This is a genomic window from Variovorax sp. RKNM96, assembly GCF_017161115.1.
Classification (GTDB): Bacteria; Pseudomonadota; Gammaproteobacteria; order Burkholderiales; family Burkholderiaceae_C; genus Variovorax.
In genome coordinates this window covers 289,680-315,679 of record NZ_CP046508.1, presented here as the reverse complement: position 1 = coordinate 315,679, position 26,000 = coordinate 289,680, and the positions used below count along the sequence as shown (strand labels likewise).

Here is a 26,000-nt window from a genome sequence, read left to right as displayed (position 1 = left end):
ACCATGCGACGCATCCTCGCCACCCTGCTTCTGGCCTGCGCCTTCGGCGCGCAGGCTGCCCCGGCCGTCGTACAGGGCCTCGTCCACGGCACGGGCCCGGAAGCGCAGCGTTTCCCCTGGGTGCGCACCGACGATGCCAAGGTCGCCGATCGCATCAACCAGTTTCTTTTCATCGACACCTTCGAGGCCATGGCGCCGGCGCGCGCTGCGGAAGGCTTGCGCGGTGTCGATGCGCAGAACTGGAAGCGCATGCCGAACCTCGGCTACGCGGTGCTGCGCAACGACGGCCGCGTGCTGTCGCTGCGCCTCGAAGGGGAAGGCTGCGGCGCCTACTGCGAGGAGTTCTCCGTCGGGCATGCGTTCGACGCGGCGACGGGGCGCCATCTCTCGCCGGGCGACCTGTTCACCGCCGAGGGCCTTGCCGACATCGCGCGCAAGGTCCATGCGAACAACGCCGCCAGGCTGCGCAAGGAGATCGCTGCGCTCGGGAGCAAGGCGCGCAGCAAGGACGAGGAGCGCGAGGACAAGATCGAGCTCTACACCGAGTGCCTGACATCGCGCCAGGACCCGGACTACCAGAAGATCGAGACCATGGGCCGCATGGAGATCGATGCGAAGGGTGTGCTGTTTACGCAGGGCCGCTGCAGCAACCACGCGATGCGCGCGCTGGACGACCTCGATGTCTTCAGCACCCGCTTCACGCCCGCGCAGCTCGGGCCGTGGCTCACGGCGTATGGCCGCGCACTGCTGCTGGGCGAAGGAGCGGCGCCTGCACCGGCATCGCCGTTCGACCAGGTGTTGCACGGCACCATCGATGCACGCCTGCCGGTCACCCTGCGGCTGGAGCCGCTGCGCAGCGACGGCTCCGCCGCCGCCACGTATTTCTACGACCGCTATCGCCAGGCGATCTCGGTGTTCGGCAAGTACCAGGACGGCGCGCTGCTGCTCGAGGAATCCAGCGACACCCGCCTGCGCCTCACGCCTGACGGCGCCGGCTTGCGCGGTGAATGGATCAGCGGCCAGAAGAGGTTGCCGCTGGTCCTGGCGCCCTGATTCAACCGATCTTGTTGCGCCGGGCTTCGGCCGCCGCGTGCTGCTTGCCGGCAAAGCCGACGAAGAACCAGATCACCAGCGCGTGCAGCACGCCGACGAAAAGCAGCACCAGCAAGGCCGGCCCCAGTGACAGGCCCGTCGCACCGGCGAACAGGCCGACCGCCACCGTCACGACCGTCTGCATCGCCATGTCGATGGCGAGCATGCCCAGCACGGCACGCTTCTTTTCATCGGGCGTGAAGTAGCGGCCGTTCTTCTTGGCGAAGTCCATGCACACCCATGCCATGGTGCCGAGCAAGGCGGCCATGTTGCCGCCCATGCTGGACTTGGCGCCCGCCAGGTTCAGCGCGACGCCAACGACGACCAACAGCACGAGGTAGGCCGCGGCGAAGCGCCACAGCAGGGCTCGAAGCGTCAATGCCGCGCCGAGACCGTTTCGCCGGCCTTCAGCCGGTACACCGTGCCGCAGTACGGGCACTTGGCTTCACCGGTGCGCGCCACGTCGAGGTAGACCTTGGGATGGTTGTCCCAGAGTTGCATATCCGCCTTGGGGCTGGGGCAGAACACGCCGCCCTGATGGTTGAGCTCCTTGGCCAGGAGTTCGACGACTGCATTGGTAGACATGGAGTTCAGACTTTCGTGAGCCAGTGGGCGTACTTGGGATTCTTGCCGTTCACGATGTCGAAGAAGGCAGATTGGATTTTCTCGGTGATCGGGCCGCGCGAGCCGCCGTCGCCACGGTTGCCGATCTCGATGCGGTCGAGTTCGCGGATGGGCGTCACTTCGGCGGCCGTGCCGGTGAAGAAGGCTTCGTCGGAGATGTAGACCTCGTCGCGCGTGATGCGCTTCTGCACGAGCTCGATGCCGAGGTCCTTGCAGATGTGCAGGATCGTGTTGCGGGTGATGCCGTTCAGGGCGCCGGCCGACAGGTCGGGCGTGTAGACCACGCCGCCCTTGACCACGAAGATGTTCTCGCCCGCGCCTTCCGACACGAAACCGCTCGCGTCGAGCAGCAGCGCTTCGTCGTAGCCGTCGTCCAGCGCTTCCATGTTCGCCAGGATCGAGTTCGTGTAGTTGCTCACCGACTTGGCCTGCGTCATCGTGATGTTGACGTGGTGGCGGGTGTAGCTGGAGGTCTTCACGCGGATGCCGCGGCGCATGCCTTCCTCGCCGAGGTAGGCGCCCCAGGACCAGGCCGCGACCATGGCGTGGATCTTGTTGCCCTTGGGGCTCACGCCGAGCTTTTCGGAGCCGATCCAGATGAGGGGGCGCAGGTAGCAGCTCTCGAGCTTGTTCTCGCGAACCACCTGCTTTTGCGCTTCGTTGAGCTGTTCGTGCGTGAACGGGATCTTCATGCGCAGGATCTTGGCGCTGTTGAACAGGCGCTCGGTGTGCTCGGCCAGGCGGAAGATGGCGGTGCTGCCGTCCGCTGTCTTGTAGGCGCGCACGCCCTCGAAGGCGCCGCAGCCGTAGTGCAGCGTGTGGCTCAGCACGTGGATCTTGGCGTCGCGCCAGTCCACGAGTTCGCCGTCCATCCAGATCTTGCCGTCACGGTCGTCCAGCGAGGGGGGGATCGAGCTCATTTCCTGATTCCTTTGGGAGCGGTGTGGGGGTGCGACAGAGGGGGAAGTCGCAAAAGCTTTCGATTTTACGGCCGAGCCCGGAACCGGGTGCCCGACAATGGCCGGTTGTGCAAACCAGTGGAAAAAGGGTTTCCGTGTCCGTATTCAAGAACGTCATCGTCTATCGCATCGAACCTGCCTGGTCCCAATCACTGGCCGAGGCAGAAGAGGGGCTGGGCAAGCACCGCTTCGAGCCCTGCGGCCCCTCGCAGGAAAAGTCCGCCGGCTGGGCCGAGCCCCGCGGCGAAGCCGGCGGCCCGCTGGTCGAATCCATCGACGGCCAGTGGCTCGTCGAATACATGATCGAGAGCAAGCAGGTCCCCGGCTCCGTGGTGCGCCGCAAGCTCGACGAACGCTGCGCGCAGATCGAGGCCACCACCGGCCGCAAGCCCGGCAAGAAGGAAAAGAAGGAGCTCAAGGAAGACATCACCCTGGAGCTGCTGCCGATGGCCTTCACCCGCAGTGCGCGCGTGGCGGTGTGGATCGACAAGGCCGAGAACCGCCTCGTGATCAACAGCGGCAACGCCTCGCGCGCCGACGAAGTGGTCACCAGCCTGGTGAAGTCGCTCGACGGCTTTGCGGTGGCGCTGATCAACACGCAGATCGAGCCGGCCGCCGCCATGGCCAACTGGCTGCTGACGCAGGAGCCGCCGGCCGGCTTCACCATCGACCGCGAATGCGAGCTCAAGGCCTCGGATGATTCGAAGGCCGTGGTGCGCTACGCCAAGCACCCGCTCGATATCGAGGAAGTGCAGAAGCACATCACCGACGGCAAGCGCCCCACGCGTCTGGCGCTCACCTGGGACGACCGCGTGTCGTTCGAGCTCACGCACGGCATGCTGATCCGCAAGATCGTGTTCCTCGAGGGCACAGGCGACGGCGCGGCGGGCGGCAAGAAGGAAGACAACTACGACGCCGACGTGGCGATCGCCACCGGCGAGCTCGGCCAGCTCGTGCCGGCGCTGCTCGATGCGCTGGGCGGCGAGGCGGCGTTCAGCGCGGCACCGGCGGACGAAGCACCGAAGCCCGCCGCCAAAGCAGCAGCGCCCACCACCACGACCCCGGCCGATGCCGCCGAGGAAGAGGAAGACGCGCCGTTCTGATCGAAAGCGCTCAGGCGACCAGATAGGTCTGCGCGAGCCGCACCCAGCAGGCCGCGCCCAGTGGCAGCACCTGGTCGTTGAAGTCGTAGCCGGGGTTGTGCACCATGCAGCCGCCGAACTGGCCCTCCCCGTTGCCGAGCAGCAGATAGCAGCCCGGCAACTCGGCGAGCATCCAGGCGAAGTCCTCGCTGCCCGCAAAGCCCTTCGGCGCCTCGGTGACGACGTGCTCTGCGCCGACAAGTTCGGCGCAGACCTGCGCCATCAGCCGGCACTCGGGCGCGGTGTTGACCACCGGCGGCACGAGCTGGCGGTAATCGATCTCCGCCTCCACGCCATGGGCCTGCGCGGTGAGGCTCACGATCTCGCGGATGCGCGCTTCGACCACCGCGCGCGTTTCGGGCCGCGCCGCCCGCACATTGAGGCCGAGTGCCACCGATTGCGGAATCACGTTGTGCGTGGCGCCGCCGCGGATGAAGCCGACCGACACGACGGCCGTGTCGCCCGGCGTCACGTTGCGCGCCACCACGGTCTGCAGGGCCGTCACCACGGCGGCCGCCGCCGGCACGGGATCGCGCGAGAGGTGCGGCATGGCGCCATGCCCGCCCACGCCCTTGATCGTGACGTCCGCCACGTCCGAAGACAGCGTGACCGGCCCCTCGATCACGAGGAAGCTGCCGACCGGCACGCCCGGTGCGTTGTGCAGCGCGTAGACGGCATCGCAGGGAAAGCGCTCGAACAGGCCGTCCTCGATCATCGCGCGCGCGCCGCAGAGGTTCTCTTCGTCGGGCTGGAAGATCAGGTTCAGCGTGCCGTCGAAATCGCGGCGCTTCGCCAGCGCCTTGGCGGCCGCGAGCAGGATGGCGGTGTGGCCGTCGTGGCCGCAGGCATGCATGCGGCCGTGGTTCTTGCTCGCATACGGCAGGCCCGTCGCCTCGACGATGGGGAGCGCGTCCATGTCGGCGCGGATGCCCAGCCGCCGCGTGCCATTGCCGACCTTGAGCTGGGCCACGATGCCGGTCCTGCCGATGCCCGTGTGCACCTCGTAGCCCCATTCGCGCAGCAGGTTGGCGACCAGCTCGGCGGTGGCACTCACCTCGAAGCCGAGTTCGGGGTTGGCGTGGATCTGGCGGCGGATGTCGACGAAGGCCTGGGTATCGACGTCGGCCTGCGGCAGCAATCGGGACAAAAGCCGGGTGGTCTGGAGACTGAGTTCGCGGGTCATGGATGTGGTGGTCTGTTGTTCTTGGATGCAGGGGAAAAAATTTCAGTCGACCCGGCGTGCGTTCAGGCCCATGACCGCACAGATGCTCAGCACGCCGCAGGCCATCATGTAGAAGGCCGGAGACATCGGGTTGCCGGTCGTGGCGAGCAGCCAGGTCACGATGAATTGCGAGGAGCCGCCGAACACCGTCACGCCGACGCTGTAGATCACCGAGATGCCGCTGGCGCGCACACCGATCGGCAGCATCTCGAGCAGCATCAGGAACAACGGCGTGGTTCCGAGATTCACGAGCGCCGTCAGCAGCACCGACAGGCACAGCACCAGCGGCACGCTCGGGTGGTGGTTGATGAGCCAGAACGCCGGGTACACGGCCAGCACGCCGAGCACCAGCGAGCCGATCACCAGCGGCTTGCGGTTCGGCAGCCTGTCGGCCAGGCGGCCCGCCAGGAGCGCCACCGCGAACATCGTGATGCCGGTGGCGCAGCCCGACAGCAGCGACAGCGACGGCGGCATGTGCAGCACGCGGATCATGTAGGTCGGCATGAAGAACACGACCAGGTACATGGCCGCCGTGCCTGCCGTGGTGGCGAAGATGCCCTTGAGCACCGTGCCGCCGTGCTCGCGCAGCAGCTGGCCCATGGGGCTGGATTCGTGGCTGCGGGCCCGGTGCGTTTCCTCGAGGTGGGCGCGGATGTAGAAGCCGACCGGCGCGATCAGCAGGCCGAACAGGAAAGGCAGGCGCCAGCCCCAGCTCTCGAGCGAGGCCTGCGGCAGCGCCGCATACAGCGCCGCACCGGTGAGCGCGCCCAGCACCGCCGCCACGCCCTGGCTCGCGAGCTGCCAGCTCACGCGAAAGCCGCGGCCCCGGATGCCGCCCGACTCCATCAGCATCGAGGTGGCGGCGCCCACCTCGCCGCCGAGCGAAAAGCCCTGCAGCAGGCGCCCCGCCAGGATCATCAGCGAGCCGAACACACCGGCCGAGACGTACGTGGGCGCGAGCGCGATGCACAGCGTGCCGGCCACCATCAGGCCGATGGTGAGCGTCAATGCGGCCTTGCGTCCCTTGCGGTCGGCGTAGTTGCCGATGATCACGCCGCCCAGCGGCCGCATCACGAAGCCGATGCCGAAAGTGGCCACGGCCAGCAGCAGCGAGCCGTAAGGGCTGTCCGACGGGAAGAACAGCTTGCCGATCAGGAGCGCGAAGAAGCTGTAGACGGTGAAGTCGTACATCTCGAGCGCATTGCCCAGCGAACAGGCGGCGATCAGGCGGAACTGGCTTTGCTTGCCCTTGGCTTGCACGGCATCCGTGCCATTTGCGGCATCTGCGGCGTGGGAAGACGGCCCGGCGGCGGCCGGAGGGGCGCCGCGCATCTGGCTTGCGGGCAAAGCGGCTTCACTCATCGAATCGACTCCACGAACAGGATTTGCGGCGGAGTATTCAGGCAAAGCGCGCCAGCGCAGAATCACATATTTTCATGCTGATAACCAAATGGAATCCCCCAAGGGGTTCCCCGGGGATCACGGAGGCACGATGAAGCTGCAACAACTGCGCGTTCTGCTGGCGGTCGCCCAGAACGGAAGCATCCATGAAGCGGCGCGCAGCCTGCACATCACGCAGCCGGCGCTGTCCAAGACGATCGCCGAACTGGAGCGCGAACTCGGCGTGACGCTGATGCTGCGCACCACGCGCGGCGTGAACCTCACGGCCTACGGCACGGCGCTGGTCAAGCGCGCCAGCCTGGTCGAGCAGGAACTGCGGCACGCGCTCGAGGACATCGAGGCGATCCGCGGGCACGCCGAGGCGCAGCTCAACATCGGCTTTACCGCCGTGGCCTCGGGCGGGCCGCTGCCCAATACGATGGCGTCGTTCAGGCAGCGTTTTCCCAACGTCGCGCTGCGCGCCTACGAGCAACGGCCGCAGCAGCTCTTCGAAGGGCTGCGCGAAGGCCGGCTCGACCTGGCGCTGGTCTCGACCTGCAACGGCCCGGGCACCAACGTCTTTCAATGGGAGCCGTTGTTCTCGCTGTCGATGCATGTGGCGGTGCGCACCGGCCATCCGTTGCGGCGGGTGCGCAAGCTGCGCACCTTGCTGGAGGCCGACTGGCTGGTGCTGGACCCCATCGACGAGCCCGGCAGCCCGCTGGTGTCAACGATGCGCGTGAACGGGCTGGAGATGCCCAAGCGCATGGTGCAGAGCGCGTCGAACCTGCTCGGCCTGCAGCTCGCCACGCAGACCGACCTCGTCAGCATGTGGTCGGACACCGTGTTCCACGACGCCGGCGCGGTGCGGATGCAGCCCGGCCTGCTGGAGCGCCTGCCGATCACCGACGAGGTGCCGGACTTCGATGTCTACCTGGTCTATCGCTCGGCCGACCTGATGACCCACATGTGCGCGGAGTTCGCCAAGGAAGTGCGCCACCACGCGAAGGTGAATCCGCTGTGGCGCCGGCCGCGCCGCAAGGCCGCTGCGGCCTAGCTGGCCGGCGTTTCTTCTTCGGGGGAAACCTCAGGCCGCGTCATTTCCCAACTCTGCAGCTTGCCGCCGTTGAACACCGCATCGACGTACGAGCCGCCCGTGTCGGTCCAGCGGTAGAGCTCGGGCTGCGTATCGGCGGGCGAACGCAGTTCGCCGAGTGCGCGGGTCATGGCGATGACGTGCATCAGGGTCACGCCCTGCTTGAGCTTGGCGTTGAGCATCACCGCGCTGGCGACGTAGCCCACCGGCCGGTCGGCCGCCCGCTTGAGCACCTGCATCGCGCGATTGAAGTGCAGCAGCAGGAACATCACGATGACGCCGCCGGTCAGTGCGACGCCGGCCCAGCCGTAGCTGCGCCACGCCAGGGCGAGAAGAACGATGCCGCCCACGGGCACCAGCAATTTCTGGAAATTCATGGCGCGCATTGTCGCCGCCCGGCTGTTCGCCGCCTGACCACGGGGCTCCCGGTCATGCGGCCGGCGCGTTTTGCCGACGGGTCGCAAAGTCGGCGACTCGATCGATACCCGCGCGGCTTCCGGTAGCGCGCGCTGATACCAACGCAGTTCAAGTTCATCGCGGCCACGGGGCAAGGCGCGGGTTGCATTCGAAAGTTCGCATATGGGGCTGCGCGCGATTTTGGCTGTATCGACCGTGGCTACTACCAGGGGCAAAAAACGGTACTCGCCCCGAAATGCACATGCCACGGGAGCGTCAGGCGGCACATTTCATCCCACGGATCGACGAAGAACAGTTTTCAGGGAGAGGCGATCCAGGTTGCGGGTTCGCGACAAGCCGGTGTGGCAAGTGCCAACGGCCATCGCGGCGGCAACCCGGATCGCCAGTAAACGATGAACACGGCCACGCGGGACAGCGGACCGGCGTTCTCGTTGCACATCGGGGGAAAGGGAGGGTGGCCCGGCGCGTCAAAGGCGCGCCGGGCATTTTTTTGCCCGCAGGATCAATCCATCCATCAATCAATCGAGGCGGCGGACCACGTCCATCGCCTCTTCGATGCGCTCGACCGGGTGGATGGTCAGCCCCTCGATCTCTTTCGAGCCCTTGCGCGGCGCATTGGCCTTGGGCACCACCGCGATGCTGAAGCCCAGCTTGGCGGCTTCGCGCAAACGCTCCTGCCCGCGCGGCGCGGGGCGCACTTCACCGGCCAGGCCCACTTCACCGAACGCGATGAACCCTTTGGGCAGCGGCTTGCCGCGCAGGCTCGAGGTGATGGCCAGCATCACGGCCAGGTCGGCCGCGGGTTCGCTGATGCGCACGCCGCCCACCGCATTCACGAACACGTCCTGGTCCATGCAGGCCACGCCCGCATGGCGGTGCAGCACTGCGAGCAGCATCGCGAGGCGGTCGCGGTCCAGGCCCACCGAGAGGCGCCGCGGGCTCGGCCCGCCGTTGTCGACCAGCGCCTGGATTTCCACCAGCATCGGCCGCGTGCCCTCGAGCGTGACCAGCACCACGCTGCCGGGCACCGGCTCGGCGTGCTGGCTCAGGAAGATCGCGCTCGGATTGGCCACGCCCTTCAAGCCGCGCTCGGTCATCGCGAACACGCCGATCTCGTTCACGGCCCCGAAGCGGTTCTTGATGGCACGCACGAGGCGGAAGCTCGAATGCGTGTCACCCTCGAAATACAGCACCGTGTCGACCATGTGCTCGAGCACACGCGGACCTGCGAGCGCGCCCTCTTTCGTGACATGGCCCACCAGCACCACGGCCGTGCCGCTGGTCTTGGCAAAGCGCGTGAGATGGGCCGCGCATTCGCGCACCTGCGCCACCGAGCCGGGGGCCGAGGTGAGCTGGTCTGAATACACCGTTTGAATGGAGTCGATCACCGCGATCGCGGGCCGCGTGGCGTCCAGCGTGGCGATGATCTTCTCGAGCTGGATCTCGGCGAGCACCTGCACCTGCGAGTGATCGAGTCCGAGCCGGCGCGAGCGCAGCGCCACCTGCGCGCCGCTTTCCTCGCCCGTCACGTAGAGCGCGTTCTGCCCCGCGCGCTGCAGCGCATCGACCGCCTGCAGCAGCAGCGTCGACTTGCCGATGCCCGGGTCGCCGCCGATCAGCGTGACGCCGCCCGAGACGATGCCGCCGCCCAGCACGCGGTCGAGTTCGTCGATGCCGGTGGGCGTGCGCGCGATGTCGGTCGCCTCGATCTCCGAGAGCGTGGCCAGTTCGGACACACCCGCCAGCGGCGAGAACTGCGTGCCGAAGCGGTTGTTGGCTGGTGCGTTGCTGCCCGCCACCTGTTCGATCAATGTGTTCCAGGCGCCGCAGCTCGGGCATTTGCCGAGCCACTTGGGGCTGGTGCCGCCGCATTCGCTGCAGACGAAAAGAGATTTGTCCTTGGCCATCCGTCGAGTTTAGGTGTCCGCACAAACCCTGATGGGCCGTGGCTAGGAAAGAAATCTCGAATCATTTAACATGTTAACTAATTCGAAGAGGCACCGTTCTTGAGCACCACGTTCACCCACCGCAATTTGCCGCGCCTGCTGCTGCAGGCCCGCGAAGCCGTGATGGCCCACACGCGGCCCAGCCTGCGCGAGCACGCGCTGTCCGACCAGCAATGGCGCGTGCTGCGCGTGCTCGGCGAGCACGGCGCGGTCGACACCGGCCGTGTCGCGCGCGAGGCCTTCATCCTCGGGCCCAGCCTCACCGGCGTGCTCGCGCGCATGGAGCGCGACAACCTCATCACACGTGCCCGCGACCCCGCCGACCAGCGCCGCACCGTGGTCGAGGCCACGCCGCACGGCATGAAGCTGGTCAAGCGCCTGGGCACCAGCATCGAGGCGCACTACGACTGGATGGAGAAGTCGCTCGGCAAGGCCAAGCTCACGCAGCTCTACGGGCTGCTCGACGAATTGATCGCACTGGAGCAGCCCTCATGAGCACCGCTTCGCATTTCCTTCCGACCGGCACCGTGTACGGCACGCTGCTGAACTTCCGCGCCGAGGTCACGGCACTCGCGCCGCAGATGACCGAGCCACCCTACAAGGCGCCGCCGAAAGCGCCCGTTCTCTACGTGAAGACCGCCAACACCTGGAGCCCGCACGGCAGCGCCATCGCCGTGCCTGCAGCGGTTCCCGAAGTGGAGATCGGCGCGAGCATCGGCATGGTGATCGGCGCCGAGGGCGATGTCGAAGGCTTCGTGCTGATGAACGACCTGTCGATTCCGCATGCGAGCTTCTTCCGTCCACCGGTGAAGTTCAAGTGCGTCGACGGCTTCCTCGGCATCGGCCCGGCGCTGCGCGATGCACAGGAGGTGGCCGACCCCGCGAACATCCGCGTGGAAGTGCGCATCAACGGCGAACTGAAGCAGTCGATCGACTTCTCGCAGCTCGTGCGTCCGGCACGGCAGCTGCTCACCGACGTCGGCGAATTCATGACGCTCGCGCATGGCGACGTGCTGATGCTGGGCTGCGATGCGGGCCGTCCGCTGGCGCGCGCGGGCGATCGCATCGAGATCTCCGCGCAGGGGTTCGAGACACTGACCAACACGCTGGTGCAGGAGACCACCGCATGAAGCACGCCCGCGTCATCCACGAAGGCCGCGAGCACACCGGCACGAGCCACGAATTCAACGGCCAGCCCGACGCTGCTGTGCGCCTCGACGACGGCCGCATCGTGCCACAGGAGCAACTCACCTGGCTGCCACCGCTCGCGCCCACTGCGCGCCCGCGCACCATCCTCGCGCTCGGCCTCAACTACGCCGACCACGCGAAGGAACTCGAGTTCAAGGCGCCCGAAGAACCGCTGGTCTTCGTCAAGGGCCAGAGCACGCTGATCGGCCACCGCCAGCTCACGCACCGCCCGGCCGGCGTGCAGTTCATGCACTACGAATGCGAGCTCGCGATCGTGGTCGGCAAGACCGCGAAGAACGTGAAGCGCGACGACGCCTATGACTTCATCGGCGGCTACACGGTCGCCAACGACTACGCGATCCGCGACTACCTGGAGAACTGGTATCGCCCGAACCTGCGCGTGAAGAACCGCGACACCTGCACGCCGCTCGGCCCGTGGTTCGTCGATGCGGTCGACGTGCACAACCTTCCAGGTGGGCCGATGGCCCTCGCGCTGCGCACCACCGTCAACGGCACGGTCACGCAGCAGGGCAACACGCGCAACATGATCTTCGACGCGCCCTTCCTCATCGAGTACTTCAGCCGCTTCATGACGCTGTCTCCCGGCGATTTGATCCTCACCGGCACGCCCGACGGCGTGGTCGATTGCAAGCCGGGCGATGTCGTCGTCACCGAGATCGAGCACATCGGCGCGCTCAAGAACACCATCCAAGGAAAAGCATGAGAGTCGATCACCTGATCAACGGCAAGAGCGTTGCCGGCACGGACTACTTCGAAACCGTCAACCCCGCCACGCAGGAGGTGCTGGCCGAGGTCGCCTCGGGCGGCGAAGCCGAGGTGAACGCGGCTGTCGCCGCCGCCAAGGAAGCCTTCCCGAAATGGGCCGGCATGCCCGCGCCCGAGCGCGCGAAGCTGATCCGCAAGCTCGGCGACCTGATCGCTGCGAACGTGCCCGAGATCGCGCAGACCGAGACCAACGACTGCGGCCAGGTCATCGCACAGACCGGCAAGCAGCTGGTGCCGCGCGCGGCCGACAACTTCTATTACTTCGCCGAGATGTGCACGCGCGTCGACGGCCACACCTATCCCACGCCCACGCACCTGAACTACACGCTGTTCCACCCGGTGGGCGTGTGCGCGCTCATCAGCCCGTGGAACGTGCCCTTCATGACGGCCACCTGGAAGGTCGCGCCGTGCCTCGCGTTCGGCAACACGGCCGTGCTCAAGATGAGCGAGCTGTCGCCGCTCACGGCCGCGCGCCTGGGTGAACTCGCGCTGGAGGCCGGCATCCCGCCCGGCGTGTTGAACCTCGTGCACGGCTACGGCAAGGAAGCGGGCGAGCCGCTGGTGGCGCACCCCGACGTGCGCGCCATCTCGTTCACCGGCTCCACCGCCACGGGCAACCGCATCGTGAAGAGCGCGGGCCTCAAGAAATTCAGCATGGAACTCGGCGGCAAGAGCCCCTTCGTGATCTTCGACGACGCCGACCTCGACCGCGCGCTCGACGCGGCCGTGTTCATGATCTTCAGCAACAACGGCGAGCGCTGCACCGCAGGCTCGCGCATCCTGGTGCAGCAGTCGATCTATGCAGACTTCGCCGCGAAGTTCGCCGAGCGCGCGAAGCGCATCACGGTCGGTGACCCGCTCGACGAGAAGACCATCGTCGGCCCGATGATCTCGCAGGCCCACCTGGCCAAGGTGCGCAGCTACATCGAGCTCGGGCCGAAGGAAGGCGCGACGCTGCTGTGCGGCGGACTCGAAGGTCCGAGCAGCCTGCCTGACCGCGTGAAGAAGGGCAACTACGTGGTGCCGACCGTCTTCGCCGACGTCGACAACCGCATGAAGATCGCGCAGGACGAGATCTTCGGCCCCGTCGCGTGCCTGATCCCGTTCAAGGACGAGGCCGACGCGATCCGCCTGGCCAACGACATCCAGTACGGCCTGTCGAGCTACGTGTGGACAGAGAACATCGGCAAGGCCCACCGCGTGGCCGCCGCCGTGGAAGCCGGCATGTGCTTCGTCAACAGCCAGAACGTACGTGACCTGCGCCAGCCCTTCGGCGGCACCAAGGCCTCGGGCACCGGCCGCGAAGGCGGCACCTGGAGTTATGAGGTGTTCTGCGAGCCGAAGAACGTGGCGGTGTCGCTGGGCTCGCACCACATCCCGCACTGGGGCGTGGCGTGAACGCCAGCCGCCGCGCGCTGCTGCAGGGCGCCGCCGCACTCGCGGCGCTGCCGTCGTTGGCGCACGCGCGCGGCGACTGGCCCAACAAGCCAGTGCGCATCGTCGTGCCCTTCACGCCCGGCGGCACCACCGACTTCGTCGCGCGGCTCGTGGCGGTCGAGCTCGGCAAGACGCTCGATCAGGCCGTGATCGTCGAGAACAAGCCCGGCGCGGGCACGGTGATCGGCGTCGATTCGGTCGCCAAGTCCGCGCCCGACGGCTACAGCTTCGTCTGCGTCGCCAACAGCTTCACGGCCAACCAGACGCTGGTGCGCAAGCTCCCCTACGACACGCAGAAGGACCTGCGCCCGGTCGCGCTCATGGGCATGTCGGAACACGTGCTCGCCATGCATCCCTCGAGCGGCCTGAAGACGCTGGCCGACCTGCGCAACCTGGCCAAGGCCAAACCCGGCACGCTGAGCTTCGCTTCCTTCGGCAACGGCACCTCGGCGCACCTGTCGGGCGAAATGCTCAAGCTGCAGATGGGCCTGGACATCGTGCACGTGCCCTACAAAGGCCAGGGGCCCGCGCTCACCGACCTGCTCGGCGGCCAGGTGACGATGATGTTCGGCAACTGGCCCGAGTTCCGCGGCCACATCCAGAGCGGCAAGCTGGTGGCGCTGGGCATGGCGACCGCGCAGCGCTCGCAGTACGCGCCGGCCATACCCACACTCGCAGAACAGGGCGTGCCCATCGAGTCCAATTCGTGGAACGGCCTGCTGGTGCCCGCCGGCACGCCCGATGCCATCGTGCTGCGCATGAACGACGAGGTGAACCGCGCGCTCGCGGGCCCTGCCGTGACGGAGGCCTTCCGCAAGGGCGGCATCGCGTCGCTGTCGGGCACGCCCGAGCGCTTTGCGGCTTTCATCCAGAGCGAAATCGCGAAGTACGGCGACGTGATCCGCAAGGCCAACATCCAGATCGAGGGCTGAACGATGAGCCTCTATGCGATGCAGAAATTCCTCTTCGCGCTCAACCGCGAAGCCGAAGTGCAGCGCCGGTACGCGGAAGGCGGCGGGGTGCGCGCCGCGCTGCTCGCCGACTACGACCTTGACGGCGAAGAGCGCGAAGCCATCGACACCGGCGACATCGGCAAGCTCTATGTCCTCGGCTGCAACGGCCAGTTGCTGATGCACTTCGCGCCGCTGCTCGGCATCGCATGGGCCGACTATCTCGAAGCGATGCGCGAGGGCGTGCGCAAGTACGGCCCGGTCCGCGCGGGCATCTACGCAATGACAACCGGAACAGACGAAAAGGTGGCGGGCGTATGAGTCTCGTATTCGCAGGCGTGTGCAGCCACGCCCCTGGCATCACCGGCCGCGCCCACCTGGCCGACCCGGCGGTGAAGGACGAGTTCCACGCGCAGTTCCATCGCTTCGGCGAGGCGATGCGCGCGACGAAGCCCGATGCGGTGATCGTCATCGCCGCCGAGCACTTCGCGAACTTCTTCATGAACAACATGCCGGCCTACGCCATCGGCATGGCCGACAGCTACGAGGGCCCGATCGAAGACCCGAAGTGGCTCGGCATCGAAAAGACCAAGGTGCCCGGCGACGCCGCGCTCTCGCAGCGCCTGATCCGCGAGGTGATGCAGACGGTGGACGTGGCCTACGCGGAAGAATGGAAGTTCGACCACGGCATCATGGTGCCGCTGCACTTCCTCACGCCCGACTTCGACACCAAGGTCATCCCCGTGAACATCAACTGCCAAGGCCCGCCGCTCACGCCGCTGCACCGCGCATGGGCCTTCGGCGAAGCCCTGCGCCGCGCCTGCGACAAGGCGCCCGAGCGCATCGCGCTGGTGGGAACGGGCGGCATCTCGCACTGGCCGGCCACGCCCGATTCGGGCAAGGTGAATGCCGAATGGGACGCCGAGTTCATGCGCCGCTGGTGCGCCAACGACCGCGAGGCGCTGCTCTCGCAGGACGACTACAACGACGAGGCCACCTACCGCGAAGCGGGCCAGGGCGGCTTCGAGATCCGCACCTTCCTCAGCGTGGCCGCGGCCGCGCGCGGCAAGGGCGAGATCTTCCACATGAAGGCCATCCCGATCTTTGCGGTGACCTGCACGGCCGCCGTCATGTCGGTGGCTTGAACGAAAGAAACGCATGCCGCACCTGGTGATCCTGTACACGCCCAACCTCGAAGCCGAGACCGACATGTCGGTCCTGTGCCGCACGCTCGCCGACACGATGCTCAAGCAACGTGACGAGGCGGACAAGGCCGTGTTTCCCATCGGCGGCACGCGCGTGCTGGCCTACCCCGCGGCGCACTACGCGGTGGCCGACGGCAAGGCCGACTACGCCTTCGTGTACCTCAACATCCGCATGGCTGCGGGGCGCTCCGAAGCAGTGAAGAAGAAGGCCGGCGACGAACTGCTGGCCGACGTGCGCGCGCATTTCGCACCGATCTTCGACCAGCGCCACATCGGCATCACGCTGCAGATCGACGAAAGCCCCGGGCAGGTGTACGACGGCAAGCACAGCAACCTGCATCCCCTGTTCAACAAGCGATAAAAAAGCGAGCCGCCATGCTGCCTCAAGCCACCATCGCCCAACTGGCTGCCGAGCTGCACGAGAGCGAGAAGTCGCGCGTGCAGGTCGAGCATTTCTCCAAGCGCTTTCCGGAGATGACCGTTGAAGACGGCTACGCCATCTCGCGCGAATGGGTGAAGCACAAGATCGCCGAGGGCCGCACGGTGAAGGGCCACAAGATCGGCCTCACCTCGCGCGCGATGCAGCAGTCCAGCCAGATCGATGAGCCCGACTACGGCACGCTGCTGGACGACATGTTCTTCGAGCAGGGCGGCGACATTCCCTTCACGCGCTTCATCGCGCCGCGCATCGAGGTGGAGCTGGCCTTCATCCTCGGCAAGAAGCTGCAGGGCCCGAACGTGACGATCTTCGACGTGCTCGCCGCCACCGACTACGTGGTGCCCGCCATCGAGATCATCGATGCGCGCATCGAGCAGTTCGACCGCCACACCAAGGCGCCGCGCAAGGTGTTCGACACCATCTCCGACAACGCGGCCAACGCCGGCATCGTGATGGGCGGCCGGCCGGTGAAGCCCGACGCGGTCGACCTGCGCTGGGTGAGCGCCCTGCTCTACAAGAACGGCGTGATCGAGGAAACGGGCGTGGCCGCGGGCGTGCTCAACCATCCGGCCACCGGCGTGGCGTGGCTCGCGAACAAGCTCGCGCCATGGGACGAACACCTCGCTGCCGGCGAGGTGGTGCTCGCCGGCTCGTTCACGCGCCCGACCACGGCGCTGCCCGGCGACACCTTCCACGCCGACTACGGCCCCCTCGGCGCCATCTCGTTTCGCCTTGTCTGAAAGAACACGTTCATGCACACCCCCATCAACACCTTCAAGCAGGCCATGCAGTCCGGTCAACCAAAGATCGGCCTGTGGGTCGGCCTCGCCGACAGCTACGTCGCCGAGATCCTCGCCGGCTGCGGCTACGACTGGCTGCTGGTCGACGGCGAGCACGCGCCCAACGACGTGCGCTCGGTGCTCGGTCAGCTGCAGGGCATTTCGAGCGCGTGGTCGGCGCAGGCCGAATCGGAGCGTTCGCATCCTGTAGTGCGCATTCCGACGGGTGACACCACGCTGATCAAGCAGTACCTGGACATCGGCGCGCAGACGCTGCTGGTGCCCATGGTCGACACCGCCGAGCAGGCCGCGCGCATGGTGCAGGGCATGCGCTATCCGCCCGAGGGCATCCGCGGCATGGGCAGCGCGCTCGCACGTGCCTCGCGCTGGCAGGCCTACCCGCAGTACCTGCATGAAGCCAATGCGCAGACCTGCCTGCTGGTGCAGGCCGAGACGGTCGAGGCGATGAAGAACCTCGACGCCATCGCGGCCACGCCAGGCGTGGACGGTGTGTTCATCGGACCGGCCGACCTGTCGGCCTCGATGGGCTTCGTGGGCCAGCCCAACCATCCGGAGGTGCAGGCGGTGATCGCCGATGCCATCGCGCGCATCCTCAAGGCCGGCAAGGCGCCGGGCATTCTCTCGACCACCGAGGAGCAGGCACGCAAGTGGCTCGCGGCCGGCGCGCTGTTCGTGGCCGTGGGGGTGGACACCATCGTGCTCACCGCCGCGGCCAAGCAGCTCGCGGCGAAATACAAGAACGCAGCGGGCGCCGCGACACCCAACGGCTACTGAGGTCCATTCACACCGGGAGCTCCAGATGAAACGCATGATCCTGGCCGCCGCACTCGCAACGGCCACCCTCTTCCTCGCAGCCTGCGCACAACCGGGCGGCAGCCCGAGCACCCAGGCCCAGCAGGAGGCCAACCGCCAGACCGTGCTCGCCTTCTACGAGAAAGGCCTGAACCAGAAGGACGCCGAGACCGCCCTGCAGTACGTGGGCAACCGCTACGTGCAGCACAACCCCACGGCAGCCGACGGCCCCGAGGGCTTTCGCAAGTTCATCGCCTTCCTGCGCGAGAAGTTCCCGAAGTCGCACAGCGACATCAAGCGCTCCTTCGTCGATGGCGACTACGTGATCCTGCATGTGCACGTGGTGCGCGAACCGGGCACGCGCGGCAATGCCATCGTGGACATCTTCAAGCTGGAGAACGGCAAGATCGTCGAGCACTGGGACGTGAACCAGCCCGTGCCCGAGACCGCCGCCAACAAGAACGGAATGTTCTGACAGCGAACTCGCCGGACGGAGGAAAACGCGACGCGGCTTTCAAAACGTGAGGTAAACGCGGGGTCCCGCCCCATGCCTTGCTGGAAAAATACGCGCTCACAAATCACCACTACCCGGAGAGAGACCCATCATGAGCTTCACACGCCGCCAGATCCTTCAGACCACCGGCGCCTCGGCGCTGCTCGCGAGCATCGGCCAGCAGGCCTACGCGCAAGCGGGCATCGAGACCGCGACCATCGTCACCGGCTTCGCGGCCGGCGGCACCTCGGACACCATCTGCCGCCGCGTGGCGCAGAAGCTCAGCCCCGAGTACGCCAAGGCGGCCGTGGTCGAGAACCGCACCGGCGCGGGCGGCCAGATCGCGGTCACGTACGTGAAGGGTCGGCCGGCCGACGGCACCACCATCCTGCAGACGCCGACCTCGATCCTCACGATCTACCCGCACATCTACAAGAAGCTGCCGTACGACCCGATGGTGGACATCACCCCCGTCACCATCGGCTGCATCTTCGACTTCGGCTTTGCCGTCGGCCCGTCGGTGCCGGCCAGCGTGAAGAGCGTGCCCGAGTTCCTGGCCTGGGCCAAGGCCAACCCGGCCGGCGCCAACTACGGCTCGCCGGCCGCGGGCTCCACGCCGCACTTCATCGGCGCGCTGCTGGGCATGCAGGCCGGCGTCGACCTCAAGCACGCGGGCTATCGCGGCACGCAGCCGGCCATGCTCGACCTGCTGGGCGGGAATATCTCGGCCGTGTCGGGGCCCATCGGCGACATCACGCAGCACCTGCCCTCGGGCAAGGTGCGCATCCTGGGCGTCTCGGGTGCCAAGCGCAGCCGCTTCGCGCCCGACGTGCCGACCTTCGGCGAGCAGGGCATCAAGAACATGGCGCACAGCGAATGGTTCGCCTTCTTCCTGCCGGCCAAGGCATCGCCCGAACTGGTGACGCGACTGAACACCGCGATGAAGAACTCGCTCGCGCAGAAAGACGTGATCGACGGCTTGGGCACCTTCGGGCTGGAGGCCATGTCTTCCACGCCCGCGGAGCTGACCGAGCTGCTCAAGAAAGACACCGCCAAGTGGGCGCCGATCGTCAAAGAGGTCGGCTTCACCGCGGAGGGTTAACCGTATGAAGGAACTGCAATGAACACCCCACTCGCCACTTCGCCTTCGGCGTTGGTCCATCCCTCGATCCACCCCGACGAGCGCGCCGCGCGCGAAGAGCTCGCGGCCTGCTATCGCGTCTTCGCGATGCTGGGCTGGGTCGAGATGATCTACAACCACATCACGGTGCGGCTGCCCGACAGCGTGACCGGTGGCGAGAAGCAGTTCCTCATCAACCCCTTCGGCCTGCACTACAGCGAAGTGACGGCCAGCAACCTCGTGAAGATCGACCTGCACGGCAAGGTGCTCGACGGGTCGTCGTACCCGGTGAACCCGGCCGGCTTCACTGTGCACGCGGCCATCCATGACGGCCTGCCCGGCGCGCACTGCGTGATGCACACCCACACCACGGCCGGCGTGGCCGTGGCGTGCCTGCAGGGCGGCCTGCAGCAGACCAATTTCTATACCGCCCAACTGCACGGCATGGTGGCGTACCACGACTTCGAGGGCATCACGATCCATGCCGACGAAGGCCCGCGCCTCCTCCAGAGCATCGGCAACCGCAACGCGGTGATCCTGCGCAACCACGGCCTCCTGGCTTGGGGCCAGACGCTGCCGCAGACCTTCGCGATCCTTTGGACGCTGCAGCGCGCCTGCGAGATCCAGATGGCCACCTTCTCGATGGGCACGGCCATTCCGGTGAGCGAAGAGATCGCGCAGCGCTGCACGCGCGATGCGCTGCAGTTCAGCCCCGCGCATGGCGCCGGGCAGGACGTTTTCAATGCGCTGGTGCGGCAGGTCGACCGCATCGACCCGAGCTACAGAAACTGAGGCGAACTCTCCCATGAAGATTTGTATTTACGGCGCCGGCGCGATCGGCGGCTGGATCGGTGCCGGCCTCGCGCAGGCCGGTGAACGGCTCAATGTGGTGGCGCGCGGCACGACGCTCGAGGCGCTGCAGCAAGATGGCCTCTCGCTGATGCGCGGCGACGTGCGCACGCGCGTGCCCGTCAACGCGGTGGCCGACCCCGAGGCACTCGGCGTGCAGGACCTGGTGGTGATCGCCGTGAAGGCGCCCGCGCTGGCCGCCGTGGCCGAACGCATCGGGCCGCTGATCGGCCCTGACACCCTCGTGCTGGTCGCGATGAACGGCGTGCCGTGGTGGTTTCTCGAAGGCGGCTTCGGCGGCGAGATCACGGGCCACCGGCTGGCCGCGGTGGACCCCGACGGCGCGATCGCCAAAGCCATTCCGGCCCGCAACGTGATCGGCTGCGTGGTGCATGCAAGCTGCTCGCTCGACGGGCCGGGCGTGGTGCGGCATCACTTCGGCAACGGACTGATCGTCGGCGAGCCTTCGGGCGAGGCCACGCCGCGCGTGCAGGCGCTGGTCGAGCTGTTGACCCGCGCGGGCATCAACACCACGCTGTCGCCGCAGATCCAGAAGGACGTGTGGTTCAAGCTCTGGGGCAACATGACGGTGAACCCGATCAGCGCGCTGACCGGCGCCACCACCGACCTGATCATGGGCGACGACGATGTGCGCGGTTTCATCTCCGCGGTGATGCTCGAAGCCAAGGAGATCGGACGCCGCATCGGCATCGAGATCACGCAGAGCCCCGAAGACCGTCACGAGGTGACGAAGAAACTCGGCGCGTTCAAGACCTCGATGCTGCAGGACGTCGAAGCCGGGCGATCGGTGGAACTCGATGCACTGGTGACGGTGGTGCGCGAGCTGGGTGTGCTGACGGGCGTGGCCACGCCGTTCACGGATGCGCTGCTGGGGCTGGCGCGGTTGAGGACGCGGCAGCTCGGGTTGTACTGAGGCCGAGCTGCCGATGCTCTATTCGAGCTTGAATCGGATCGGCTGATTCATCCGGAGAGCCACCTTCTTTCCTTCTCTTGTTCTCGCAGGGAAGAACAAGTTGCGGCGTGAGCTCTCTATCGCAGCCTGGTCCAGGCGTTCGAACCCCGAGCTCGTCAAGAGCGTGGCATCGCGCACGGTGCCGTCCGACTGGACAACGACACTGACGACCGCTCTGCCACTCTCTCCGAGACGCTTGGACATCGACGGATACAGCGGCGGCGCAAGAATTGCGATGCGCGGCTCGTAAGGGCGGGCATCGAATGACTGCGCACCCTGCGGTGCCCGCGCGTCGTTCAGGCGCCGTTGTGCGAGCGCGGCGTCGCGAGTGCCTGGAAAGCGCTTGATGAGTTCGGAAAGATCCGCCTCGAGTTGCGCCTTGTCGTTCATCTCGGCATCGCAGTCTGCTGCGGCCAGCAATGCCTCACTGGCCAGCGGGAGCGAAGCCGAGGCCACGGGGACACGGCGAAACAGGTCCGCGGCGGACGGGTAGCTGGCCCTCATGAAATCGGCCACCCCCGCATTGAACAGGGCGGAGGCGGCCCGGTTGCTGTCGGGGAAAGACTTTGCAAGCTCGGTGAATGCGGCGTTCGCCTCGGCATAGCGCCCGTCCCGCAGCAGCCGCAGGCCTGACTCATGCAGCGCTTGAATCAGGCTTTGACGGAAAGCGGCGAGGCATCCACCCGTCGCCGGACGGCTTGAGAACTCGTCGGTCCAGGGAGAAGTTGCGCCCGGCAAGAGCCCCGCCCGGGCCTCCTGAAGCTCGGCCGTGCAAGCCCATTGGACGGCCATGTTGTAAGCACCTCCCTCTTGCTTCGCCCCCCCGACAAGGCTCTTCATGGAGAAGTCCGCTCTCGCACCGTCAAGCTCGATATAGGCAACGGTGTCGGGCGTGACGAACGTCGGCAGGAAAATCGGCTTGTCAGAAGTTACGACCACTTGGCGGGCGGAACCATGGAGCGCCGTCAGCTTGTACGTCGAGTTGATGCGCTTCACCTGCAATGGCAGCGAATCAGCGATGGGCAACTGTGTGCAACCGGACAGCAGCAGGGCCGCAGCAAGCAACCAGCACCCACCGCGCTTTGGAGCGCATTGCGCCTGAAAGGTATTTTTGAAAGGGGTTGCAAGAGATCGGTTCATGCCAAGCAATTTACCCGGCATTTCACGACGGCCGCGCGTCAATCCTTTGGGGCATCGTCACCCACCACGCCGCCGCCACGATCAGCAAACCGCCGGCCCATCCCCAGGCCCCGACCGTTTCCCCGAACCCATAAACCGCGATCAGCGCACCGAACACCGGCTCGCTCCCCATCAGCAGCGACACCCGGCTCGGGCTCGAGCGAGATGCCGCATGGTTCTGCGCGAAGAAGGCGAACACCGTGCACAGCAGCACGAGGTACGCCATGCCCCACCAGAACGAAGCCGTGGCGGGCGGCATGTGCCAGGCGCCGTTGGAGGCGACGAGCGATATCGCCATCGCACCGAGCGCCATCACACCCGACTGCACCGCGGTGAGCGTCAGCGCCGGCATCGTGTGGCGACCGGCGAGTCGCCGCGTCATGCACACCATCACCGCGCGCAAGAAAGCCGCGAGCACCATCAGCGCATCGCCCCAGCCCACGGCGATGTCCGCGGGCGAGGTGGCTGACAGCATCGCGGCGCCCACCGCCGACAGGCCCGCTGCCCAGAAGATGCGCTGCACCGGCCTTTGCCCCAGCAGCCACCATTCGACGAACGGCGTGAACGCCACGCACAGGCTGATCAGAAAGGCGGCGTTGCTCGCCGTGGTCAGCGACACGCCGAAGGTCTCGCAGACGAAGATCGCCAGCAGGTTGGCGCCGAGCAGCCCGCCCACTGCGAGCCCCTGGCGCCACTGCGCGTTGAACAGAGGCTTGAGCGCCGGCAGCAGCACGACGAAGGTCAGCCCGAAGCGCAGCGCGATGAACTCCAGCACCGGCAACTGCTGTGTCGCCTGCTTGGCGACCGCATAGCTGCCGCCCCACACGGCCGCCACCAGCAGCAGCATGACCTCGGCGGCGCCGATGCCGCCCCACTTCCTCGAACCCCACGCGCCCGGCGCGATGTCCTGCACTTGCTTTGAATCCATACTGTCGGCCGCCGTCCCTGAACAACAAAGGAAGAATTGTTCAGGGCATCACACAGGCCGAACAGCCATCGGCCGGAACAGGATCCTTGCGCCGTGGGAACGAATTCATTTCTCAAAGTGCTGCCCGAGATGGTGACCTTCCTGCGGGTCGCCGAGCTCGGGAGCTTTTCCGCCGCGGCCGACCTGCTGGGCATGACGCCGTCGGCCGCGAGCCGGCAGGTCAAGCGGCTCGAGAAGGAAATCGGCGTGCAGTTGCTGCAGCGCACGACGCGCCAGCTGCGGCTGACCGAGCCCGGCACCGAAGCCTTCGCGCGCTGCCGCGAACTGGTGCTCGCTGCACAAGGCACGATGGAGATCGGGCAGCAGTATGCGAAGAAGCCCAGCGGTCGGGTGCGCATCAGCGCGCCCAGGGCCTTCGCGCGGCGCGTGCTGCATCCGCTGATCCTGAGCTTCCTCGCGCGCTATCCCGAGGTGGACGTGCAGTTGATCGTGGAAGACCGCGACATCGATCCGATCCAGGAAGGCGTGGACCTCGTGGTGCGCCTGACGCCCAATCCGCCCGAGGGCCTGGTCGCGCGGCGGCTGATGATGGTCGAGCACATCCTCGTGGCCTCGCCCGGCTATCTGGCGAGCGGCGCGGCCATCCATCATCCGCGCGATCTCGGCGCGCACCGCTGCATCTCGCTGGGCGAGCACGAGCGCGACAACCGTTGGCGCTTCAAGAGAGGCGATGAAGAGGCGGAGATCGTGGTGCAGGGGCGCTACATCGCCAACCACACCGAGATCCGCCTCGATGCTGCGCGCTCGGGCCTGGGCGTGGCCTGCCTGCAGATGTTCGTGGCGCAGCAGGCACTCGACGAAGGCTCGGTCACACGCGTGCTGCCCGAATGGGAGTTCCAGGGCAACTACCGCGGGCACGCGTGGATTCTTTACCCGCCCAGCCGTTTCACCGTGCCCAAATGCCAGGTGCTGATCGACCACCTGCTCGATGCGCTGGCCACCGGGCGCGGAAAGAAGCTCAATGCTTCTTCAACAAGACGCGCACCGCCTCGGGCAACGAATTGACCTGCGGCATGAAGTGGTCGAGCACGGCACCCAGGATCACGGCGGAGAGCACCGCGCCGAGCAACGGCTTCCAGGTCAGCCGCACCGCGGCCATCAACCAGCCTTCGCGCGCCACGCGCACCGCGGCGCGGGCCGAGACGTACGAGAACGCCACCTCGACGGCCACGGCCAGCAATGCGTCCCAGCTGAAATACAGCAGCGCGAGATAGCCGGCGCCGAACAGCACGGCCACGCAAATCGCGAAGATCGCGAGCACCGGCACCACGATGATGGCGCCTTCATCCGCACCGCCCGCCACGTCGAGCACGCCACCGGCCACGTCGGACAGCAAACTGCCGCCATCGGCGGCGTCGGCAACGCTCACGTGATCACACGAACTTCCACCGCTGAAGTCCACATCGGGCACATCGGCATCGATATCGACGCTGCGCCCCTCGACCAGCCGCTTCGCCCACCAGCGCAGCACCAGCAGGTAGCCCAGATACCCCACGCCCAGCGTGAGGAAGTAGCGAACCGCGAGCGAGTCCACATGCAGCAGGTGCATCTGCAGCGCCGACACGCCCCACATCAGGAGGAGCGTGAACGTGCCGATCAGGATGCCGTGCGTGCGCAGGCTGTAGTTGCGGTGCAGGTCGCGCTCGACCTCCGTTTCCCAAAGGCGCACCGAGCGCCAGTTGGAAAGAATCTTCATTCGTCGGCGGGAGCGAACGGCACGCGTTGCGCCACGGCGCACATGAGTTCGTAGCCGACGGTGCCCGCCGCCTGCGCGACCTCATCGATGGACAGCACGGCATCGGTGACCGTCGAGCGGCCCCACAGCGTGACCTCGGCGCCGAACTTCGCGTCGGGCACGGGCGTGAGATCGACGGTGATCATGTCCATGCTCACGCGGCCCACCATGCGGGTGCGCACGCCGTTCACCAGCACCGGCGTGCCGGTGTTGCAGTGGCGTGGATAGCCATCGGCGTAGCCGACCGCGGCGACGCCGATGGTGAGCGGCCCTTCGGCCGTGAAGTTGGAGCCGTAGCCGATGGTGTCGCCGGCCTTGAGCGTCTGCACCGAGAGCAGTCGGGTCGACAGCGTCATCGTCGGCTGCAACTGCCAGTGCGCCGCGTCGTTCTCCGGAAAGTCGGGGGCGCTGCCGTACAGCACGATGCCGGGACGCACCCAGTCGCCGCGCGTATGGTCCGGGTGGCGCAGCGTGGCTGCGCTGTTGGCAATGGAGCGCTCGCCCGGCAGGTCGCGCGTCGCGCGCTCGAAGGCCTCGACCTGGTGCGCGATGCCGCGGGCGCCGTCGGCATCGCTGAAGTGGGTCATCAGCGAAATCTCGTCGACCTGCGTGAGCGCATTCAGGCGCGTCCAGGCCGAGCCGAAGCGCTCGGGTGTGAAGCCCAGGCGGTTCATGCCCGAGTTCATCTTGAGAAAAACACGCTGCGGCTTGAGGGTCTTGTGCGCCGCGAGCATGTCGATCTGTTCGTCGCAGTGCACGGTGTGCCAGAGGTCCAGGCGCGAGCACAGTTCCAGGTCGCGCGCATCGAACACGCCTTCGAGCAGCAGCACCGGGCCGCGCCAGCCCAGGGCGCGCACGCGCTCGGCTTCGGCCAGGTCGAGCAGCGCAAAGCCGTCGGCGCCGCGCAGGCCCTCATAGACCCGCTCGATGCCATGGCCATAGGCGTTGGCCTTGACCACCGCCCAGACACGGGCGTCGAGCGCCGAACGGCGGACCCGACCAAGGTTGTTGCGGAGGGCTGCGGTGTGGACGGTGGCGAGAATGGGGCGCGGCATGGGAGGCTTTGGACAGGCTTCGAGCGGGCTTGGAGGAAATGCAGACCACGTTTTAGCATTTCCGGGAATGGGGTCGAATACGGTGGGGATGCCCATTTGGGCGTCGTACCCCCATGCTATAACCGCCCATTCG

Annotated in this window: 29 protein-coding genes; 18 read left to right on the top strand and 11 right to left on the bottom strand. The window is 66.9% G+C overall.

Annotated features, from left to right (window positions below; genetic code table 11):
- Nucleotides 1-3 precede the first annotated feature (3 nt).
- Entirely contained in the window at nt 4-1,053 is a 1,050-nt protein-coding gene (locus GNX71_RS01465; RefSeq protein WP_206176682.1) for a hypothetical protein, read from the top strand.
- Nucleotide 1,054: 1 nt separating this feature from the next.
- On the opposite strand, the gene GNX71_RS01460 is transcribed toward GNX71_RS01465, so the two are convergent.
- The 3 genes from GNX71_RS01460 to GNX71_RS01450 are packed head-to-tail and all read right to left on the bottom strand — an operon-like array spanning nt 1,055 to nt 2,636.
- The gene (locus GNX71_RS01460; protein ID WP_206176681.1) at nt 1,055-1,471 is read right to left on the bottom strand and encodes an ABZJ_00895 family protein; all 417 of its coding nucleotides are present in this window, start codon (nt 1,469-1,471) and stop codon (nt 1,055-1,057) included.
- Entirely contained in the window at nt 1,468-1,677 is a 210-nt protein-coding gene (locus GNX71_RS01455; RefSeq protein WP_206176680.1) for a zinc-finger domain-containing protein, read from the bottom strand. The genes GNX71_RS01460 and GNX71_RS01455 overlap by 4 nt, the downstream gene beginning before the upstream one ends.
- 5 nt (nt 1,678-1,682) lie before the next feature.
- Entirely contained in the window at nt 1,683-2,636 is a 954-nt protein-coding gene (locus GNX71_RS01450) for a branched-chain amino acid transaminase (RefSeq protein WP_206176679.1), read from the bottom strand.
- Nucleotides 2,637-2,770: 134 nt separating this feature from the next.
- Here GNX71_RS01450 and GNX71_RS01445 point away from each other — a divergent pair, with 134 nt between their 5' ends.
- Complete coding sequence (locus GNX71_RS01445; protein ID WP_206176678.1) at nt 2,771-3,778, top strand: recombination-associated protein RdgC; 1,008 nt, start codon at nt 2,771-2,773, stop codon at nt 3,776-3,778.
- A 10-nt stretch (nt 3,779-3,788) separates the two neighbouring features.
- Here the strand turns inward: GNX71_RS01445 and GNX71_RS01440 are convergent, their stop codons facing one another.
- Nucleotides 3,789-5,000 (bottom strand): M20 aminoacylase family protein, encoded by a 1,212-nt coding sequence (locus GNX71_RS01440; RefSeq protein ID WP_206176677.1) that lies wholly within the window; start codon nt 4,998-5,000, stop codon nt 3,789-3,791.
- A gap of 42 nt (nt 5,001-5,042) precedes the next feature.
- A complete protein-coding gene (locus GNX71_RS01435; protein ID WP_206176676.1) occupies nt 5,043-6,401 on the bottom strand; it encodes an MFS transporter in 1,359 nt (452 codons plus the stop codon).
- 130 nt (nt 6,402-6,531) lie between these two features.
- Here GNX71_RS01435 and GNX71_RS01430 point away from each other — a divergent pair, with 130 nt between their 5' ends.
- A complete protein-coding gene (locus GNX71_RS01430; RefSeq protein ID WP_206176675.1) occupies nt 6,532-7,476 on the top strand; it encodes a LysR substrate-binding domain-containing protein in 945 nt (314 codons plus the stop codon).
- On the opposite strand, the gene GNX71_RS01425 is transcribed toward GNX71_RS01430, so the two are convergent.
- Both GNX71_RS01425 and radA read right to left on the bottom strand, forming a co-directional pair.
- Nucleotides 7,473-7,901, bottom strand: a complete 429-nt coding sequence (locus GNX71_RS01425) for a glycerate kinase (protein ID WP_206176674.1) — start codon at nt 7,899-7,901, stop codon at nt 7,473-7,475. The genes GNX71_RS01430 and GNX71_RS01425 overlap by 4 nt on opposite strands.
- A 549-nt stretch (nt 7,902-8,450) precedes the next feature.
- Nucleotides 8,451-9,839, bottom strand: a complete 1,389-nt coding sequence (radA, locus tag GNX71_RS01420) for a DNA repair protein RadA (RefSeq protein ID WP_093440937.1) — start codon at nt 9,837-9,839, stop codon at nt 8,451-8,453.
- A gap of 99 nt (nt 9,840-9,938) precedes the next feature.
- On the opposite strand from radA, the gene hpaR reads away from it, so the two are divergent.
- The 14 genes from hpaR to GNX71_RS01350 all read left to right on the top strand — a co-directional run bounded on the left by hpaR (nt 9,939) and on the right by GNX71_RS01350 (nt 20,871).
- A complete protein-coding gene (gene hpaR / locus GNX71_RS01415; RefSeq protein WP_013538719.1) occupies nt 9,939-10,373 on the top strand; it encodes a homoprotocatechuate degradation operon regulator HpaR in 435 nt (144 codons plus the stop codon).
- A complete protein-coding gene (locus tag GNX71_RS01410) occupies nt 10,370-11,008 on the top strand; it encodes a fumarylacetoacetate hydrolase family protein (RefSeq protein WP_206176673.1) in 639 nt (212 codons plus the stop codon). Before hpaR ends, GNX71_RS01410 begins: the two co-directional genes overlap by 4 nt.
- Complete coding sequence (locus GNX71_RS01405) at nt 11,005-11,790, top strand: fumarylacetoacetate hydrolase family protein (RefSeq protein WP_206176672.1); 786 nt, start codon at nt 11,005-11,007, stop codon at nt 11,788-11,790. The genes GNX71_RS01410 and GNX71_RS01405 overlap by 4 nt, the downstream gene beginning before the upstream one ends.
- Nucleotides 11,787-13,250, top strand: coding sequence for a 5-carboxymethyl-2-hydroxymuconate semialdehyde dehydrogenase (gene hpaE, locus GNX71_RS01400; RefSeq protein ID WP_206176671.1), 1,464 nt, complete (start codon nt 11,787-11,789; stop codon nt 13,248-13,250). Before GNX71_RS01405 ends, hpaE begins: the two co-directional genes overlap by 4 nt.
- Nucleotides 13,247-14,221, top strand: a complete 975-nt coding sequence (locus GNX71_RS01395; RefSeq protein WP_206176670.1) for a tripartite tricarboxylate transporter substrate binding protein — start codon at nt 13,247-13,249, stop codon at nt 14,219-14,221. Before hpaE ends, GNX71_RS01395 begins: the two co-directional genes overlap by 4 nt.
- Before the next feature lie 3 nt (nt 14,222-14,224).
- Nucleotides 14,225-14,560, top strand: a complete 336-nt coding sequence (locus GNX71_RS01390; protein WP_206176669.1) for an aromatic ring-opening dioxygenase subunit LigA — start codon at nt 14,225-14,227, stop codon at nt 14,558-14,560.
- Nucleotides 14,557-15,384, top strand: coding sequence for an extradiol ring-cleavage dioxygenase (locus GNX71_RS01385; protein WP_206176668.1), 828 nt, complete (start codon nt 14,557-14,559; stop codon nt 15,382-15,384). Before GNX71_RS01390 ends, GNX71_RS01385 begins: the two co-directional genes overlap by 4 nt.
- Nucleotides 15,385-15,397: 13 nt before the next feature.
- The gene (locus GNX71_RS01380; protein ID WP_206176667.1) at nt 15,398-15,805 is read left to right on the top strand and encodes a 5-carboxymethyl-2-hydroxymuconate Delta-isomerase; all 408 of its coding nucleotides are present in this window, start codon (nt 15,398-15,400) and stop codon (nt 15,803-15,805) included.
- Between the two features lie 14 nt (nt 15,806-15,819).
- Complete coding sequence (gene hpaH, locus GNX71_RS01375) at nt 15,820-16,623, top strand: 2-oxo-hept-4-ene-1,7-dioate hydratase (protein WP_206176666.1); 804 nt, start codon at nt 15,820-15,822, stop codon at nt 16,621-16,623.
- A gap of 12 nt (nt 16,624-16,635) precedes the next feature.
- A complete protein-coding gene (hpaI, locus tag GNX71_RS01370) occupies nt 16,636-17,457 on the top strand; it encodes a 4-hydroxy-2-oxoheptanedioate aldolase (protein ID WP_206176665.1) in 822 nt (273 codons plus the stop codon).
- Between the two features lie 25 nt (nt 17,458-17,482).
- Complete coding sequence (locus tag GNX71_RS01365) at nt 17,483-17,950, top strand: nuclear transport factor 2 family protein (protein ID WP_206176664.1); 468 nt, start codon at nt 17,483-17,485, stop codon at nt 17,948-17,950.
- A 130-nt stretch (nt 17,951-18,080) separates the two neighbouring features.
- Nucleotides 18,081-19,070 carry a Bug family tripartite tricarboxylate transporter substrate binding protein gene (locus tag GNX71_RS01360; RefSeq protein WP_206176663.1) on the top strand — a complete coding sequence of 330 codons (990 nt, stop codon included), beginning with the start codon at nt 18,081-18,083 and terminating at the stop codon, nt 19,068-19,070.
- 18 nt (nt 19,071-19,088) lie between these two features.
- Entirely contained in the window at nt 19,089-19,880 is a 792-nt protein-coding gene (locus tag GNX71_RS01355) for a class II aldolase/adducin family protein (RefSeq protein ID WP_206176662.1), read from the top strand.
- 13 nt (nt 19,881-19,893) lie between these two features.
- Nucleotides 19,894-20,871 carry a 2-dehydropantoate 2-reductase gene (locus GNX71_RS01350; protein WP_206176661.1) on the top strand — a complete coding sequence of 326 codons (978 nt, stop codon included), beginning with the start codon at nt 19,894-19,896 and terminating at the stop codon, nt 20,869-20,871.
- Between the two features lie 18 nt (nt 20,872-20,889).
- Here GNX71_RS01350 and GNX71_RS01345 read toward each other — a convergent pair whose 3' ends face one another.
- Together GNX71_RS01345 and GNX71_RS01340 are read right to left on the bottom strand one after the other, a co-directional pair.
- Nucleotides 20,890-22,071, bottom strand: a complete 1,182-nt coding sequence (locus GNX71_RS01345) for a TonB family protein (RefSeq protein ID WP_206176660.1) — start codon at nt 22,069-22,071, stop codon at nt 20,890-20,892.
- A 1-nt stretch (nt 22,072) separates the two neighbouring features.
- Nucleotides 22,073-23,017, bottom strand: a complete 945-nt coding sequence (locus GNX71_RS01340) for a DMT family transporter (RefSeq protein ID WP_206176659.1) — start codon at nt 23,015-23,017, stop codon at nt 22,073-22,075.
- A 93-nt stretch (nt 23,018-23,110) separates the two neighbouring features.
- Here GNX71_RS01340 and GNX71_RS01335 point away from each other — a divergent pair, with 93 nt between their 5' ends.
- A complete protein-coding gene (locus tag GNX71_RS01335; protein WP_206176658.1) occupies nt 23,111-24,082 on the top strand; it encodes a LysR family transcriptional regulator in 972 nt (323 codons plus the stop codon).
- Here the strand turns inward: GNX71_RS01335 and GNX71_RS01330 are convergent.
- Together GNX71_RS01330 and alr are read right to left on the bottom strand one after the other, a co-directional pair.
- Nucleotides 24,036-24,773, bottom strand: coding sequence for a hypothetical protein (locus GNX71_RS01330; protein ID WP_206176657.1), 738 nt, complete (start codon nt 24,771-24,773; stop codon nt 24,036-24,038). The two genes, GNX71_RS01335 and GNX71_RS01330, sit on opposite strands and share 47 nt — an antisense overlap.
- Nucleotides 24,770-25,867, bottom strand: a complete 1,098-nt coding sequence (gene alr / locus GNX71_RS01325) for an alanine racemase (protein WP_206176656.1) — start codon at nt 25,865-25,867, stop codon at nt 24,770-24,772. Before alr ends, GNX71_RS01330 begins: the two co-directional genes overlap by 4 nt.
- Nucleotides 25,868-26,000 lie beyond the last annotated feature (133 nt).

Bases quoted from the DNA above. Each gene is read 5' to 3' on its own strand.
- GNX71_RS01465 (WP_206176682.1), top strand. From the start codon at position 4: ATGCGACGCATCCTCGCCACCCTGCTTCTGGCCTGCGCCTTCGGCGCG.
- GNX71_RS01455 (WP_206176680.1), bottom strand. From the start codon at position 1,677: ATGTCTACCAATGCAGTCGTCGAACTCCTGGCCAAGGAGCTCAACCAT.
- GNX71_RS01450 (WP_206176679.1), bottom strand. From the start codon at position 2,636: ATGAGCTCGATCCCCCCCTCGCTGGACGACCGTGACGGCAAGATCTGG.
- GNX71_RS01440 (WP_206176677.1), bottom strand. From the start codon at position 5,000: ATGACCCGCGAACTCAGTCTCCAGACCACCCGGCTTTTGTCCCGATTG.
- GNX71_RS01435 (WP_206176676.1), bottom strand. From the start codon at position 6,401: ATGAGTGAAGCCGCTTTGCCCGCAAGCCAGATGCGCGGCGCCCCTCCG.
- GNX71_RS01430 (WP_206176675.1), top strand. From the start codon at position 6,532: ATGAAGCTGCAACAACTGCGCGTTCTGCTGGCGGTCGCCCAGAACGGA.
- GNX71_RS01425 (WP_206176674.1), bottom strand. From the start codon at position 7,901: ATGCGCGCCATGAATTTCCAGAAATTGCTGGTGCCCGTGGGCGGCATC.
- radA (WP_093440937.1), bottom strand. From the start codon at position 9,839: ATGGCCAAGGACAAATCTCTTTTCGTCTGCAGCGAATGCGGCGGCACC.
- GNX71_RS01410 (WP_206176673.1), top strand. From the start codon at position 10,370: ATGAGCACCGCTTCGCATTTCCTTCCGACCGGCACCGTGTACGGCACG.
- GNX71_RS01405 (WP_206176672.1), top strand. From the start codon at position 11,005: ATGAAGCACGCCCGCGTCATCCACGAAGGCCGCGAGCACACCGGCACG.
- hpaE (WP_206176671.1), top strand. From the start codon at position 11,787: ATGAGAGTCGATCACCTGATCAACGGCAAGAGCGTTGCCGGCACGGAC.
- GNX71_RS01390 (WP_206176669.1), top strand. From the start codon at position 14,225: ATGAGCCTCTATGCGATGCAGAAATTCCTCTTCGCGCTCAACCGCGAA.
- GNX71_RS01385 (WP_206176668.1), top strand. From the start codon at position 14,557: ATGAGTCTCGTATTCGCAGGCGTGTGCAGCCACGCCCCTGGCATCACC.
- GNX71_RS01380 (WP_206176667.1), top strand. From the start codon at position 15,398: ATGCCGCACCTGGTGATCCTGTACACGCCCAACCTCGAAGCCGAGACC.
- hpaH (WP_206176666.1), top strand. From the start codon at position 15,820: ATGCTGCCTCAAGCCACCATCGCCCAACTGGCTGCCGAGCTGCACGAG.
- hpaI (WP_206176665.1), top strand. From the start codon at position 16,636: ATGCACACCCCCATCAACACCTTCAAGCAGGCCATGCAGTCCGGTCAA.
- GNX71_RS01365 (WP_206176664.1), top strand. From the start codon at position 17,483: ATGAAACGCATGATCCTGGCCGCCGCACTCGCAACGGCCACCCTCTTC.
- GNX71_RS01360 (WP_206176663.1), top strand. From the start codon at position 18,081: ATGAGCTTCACACGCCGCCAGATCCTTCAGACCACCGGCGCCTCGGCG.
- GNX71_RS01355 (WP_206176662.1), top strand. From the start codon at position 19,089: ATGAACACCCCACTCGCCACTTCGCCTTCGGCGTTGGTCCATCCCTCG.
- GNX71_RS01350 (WP_206176661.1), top strand. From the start codon at position 19,894: ATGAAGATTTGTATTTACGGCGCCGGCGCGATCGGCGGCTGGATCGGT.
- GNX71_RS01345 (WP_206176660.1), bottom strand. From the start codon at position 22,071: ATGCCGGGTAAATTGCTTGGCATGAACCGATCTCTTGCAACCCCTTTC.
- GNX71_RS01340 (WP_206176659.1), bottom strand. From the start codon at position 23,017: ATGGATTCAAAGCAAGTGCAGGACATCGCGCCGGGCGCGTGGGGTTCG.
- GNX71_RS01330 (WP_206176657.1), bottom strand. From the start codon at position 24,773: ATGAAGATTCTTTCCAACTGGCGCTCGGTGCGCCTTTGGGAAACGGAG.
- alr (WP_206176656.1), bottom strand. From the start codon at position 25,867: ATGCCGCGCCCCATTCTCGCCACCGTCCACACCGCAGCCCTCCGCAAC.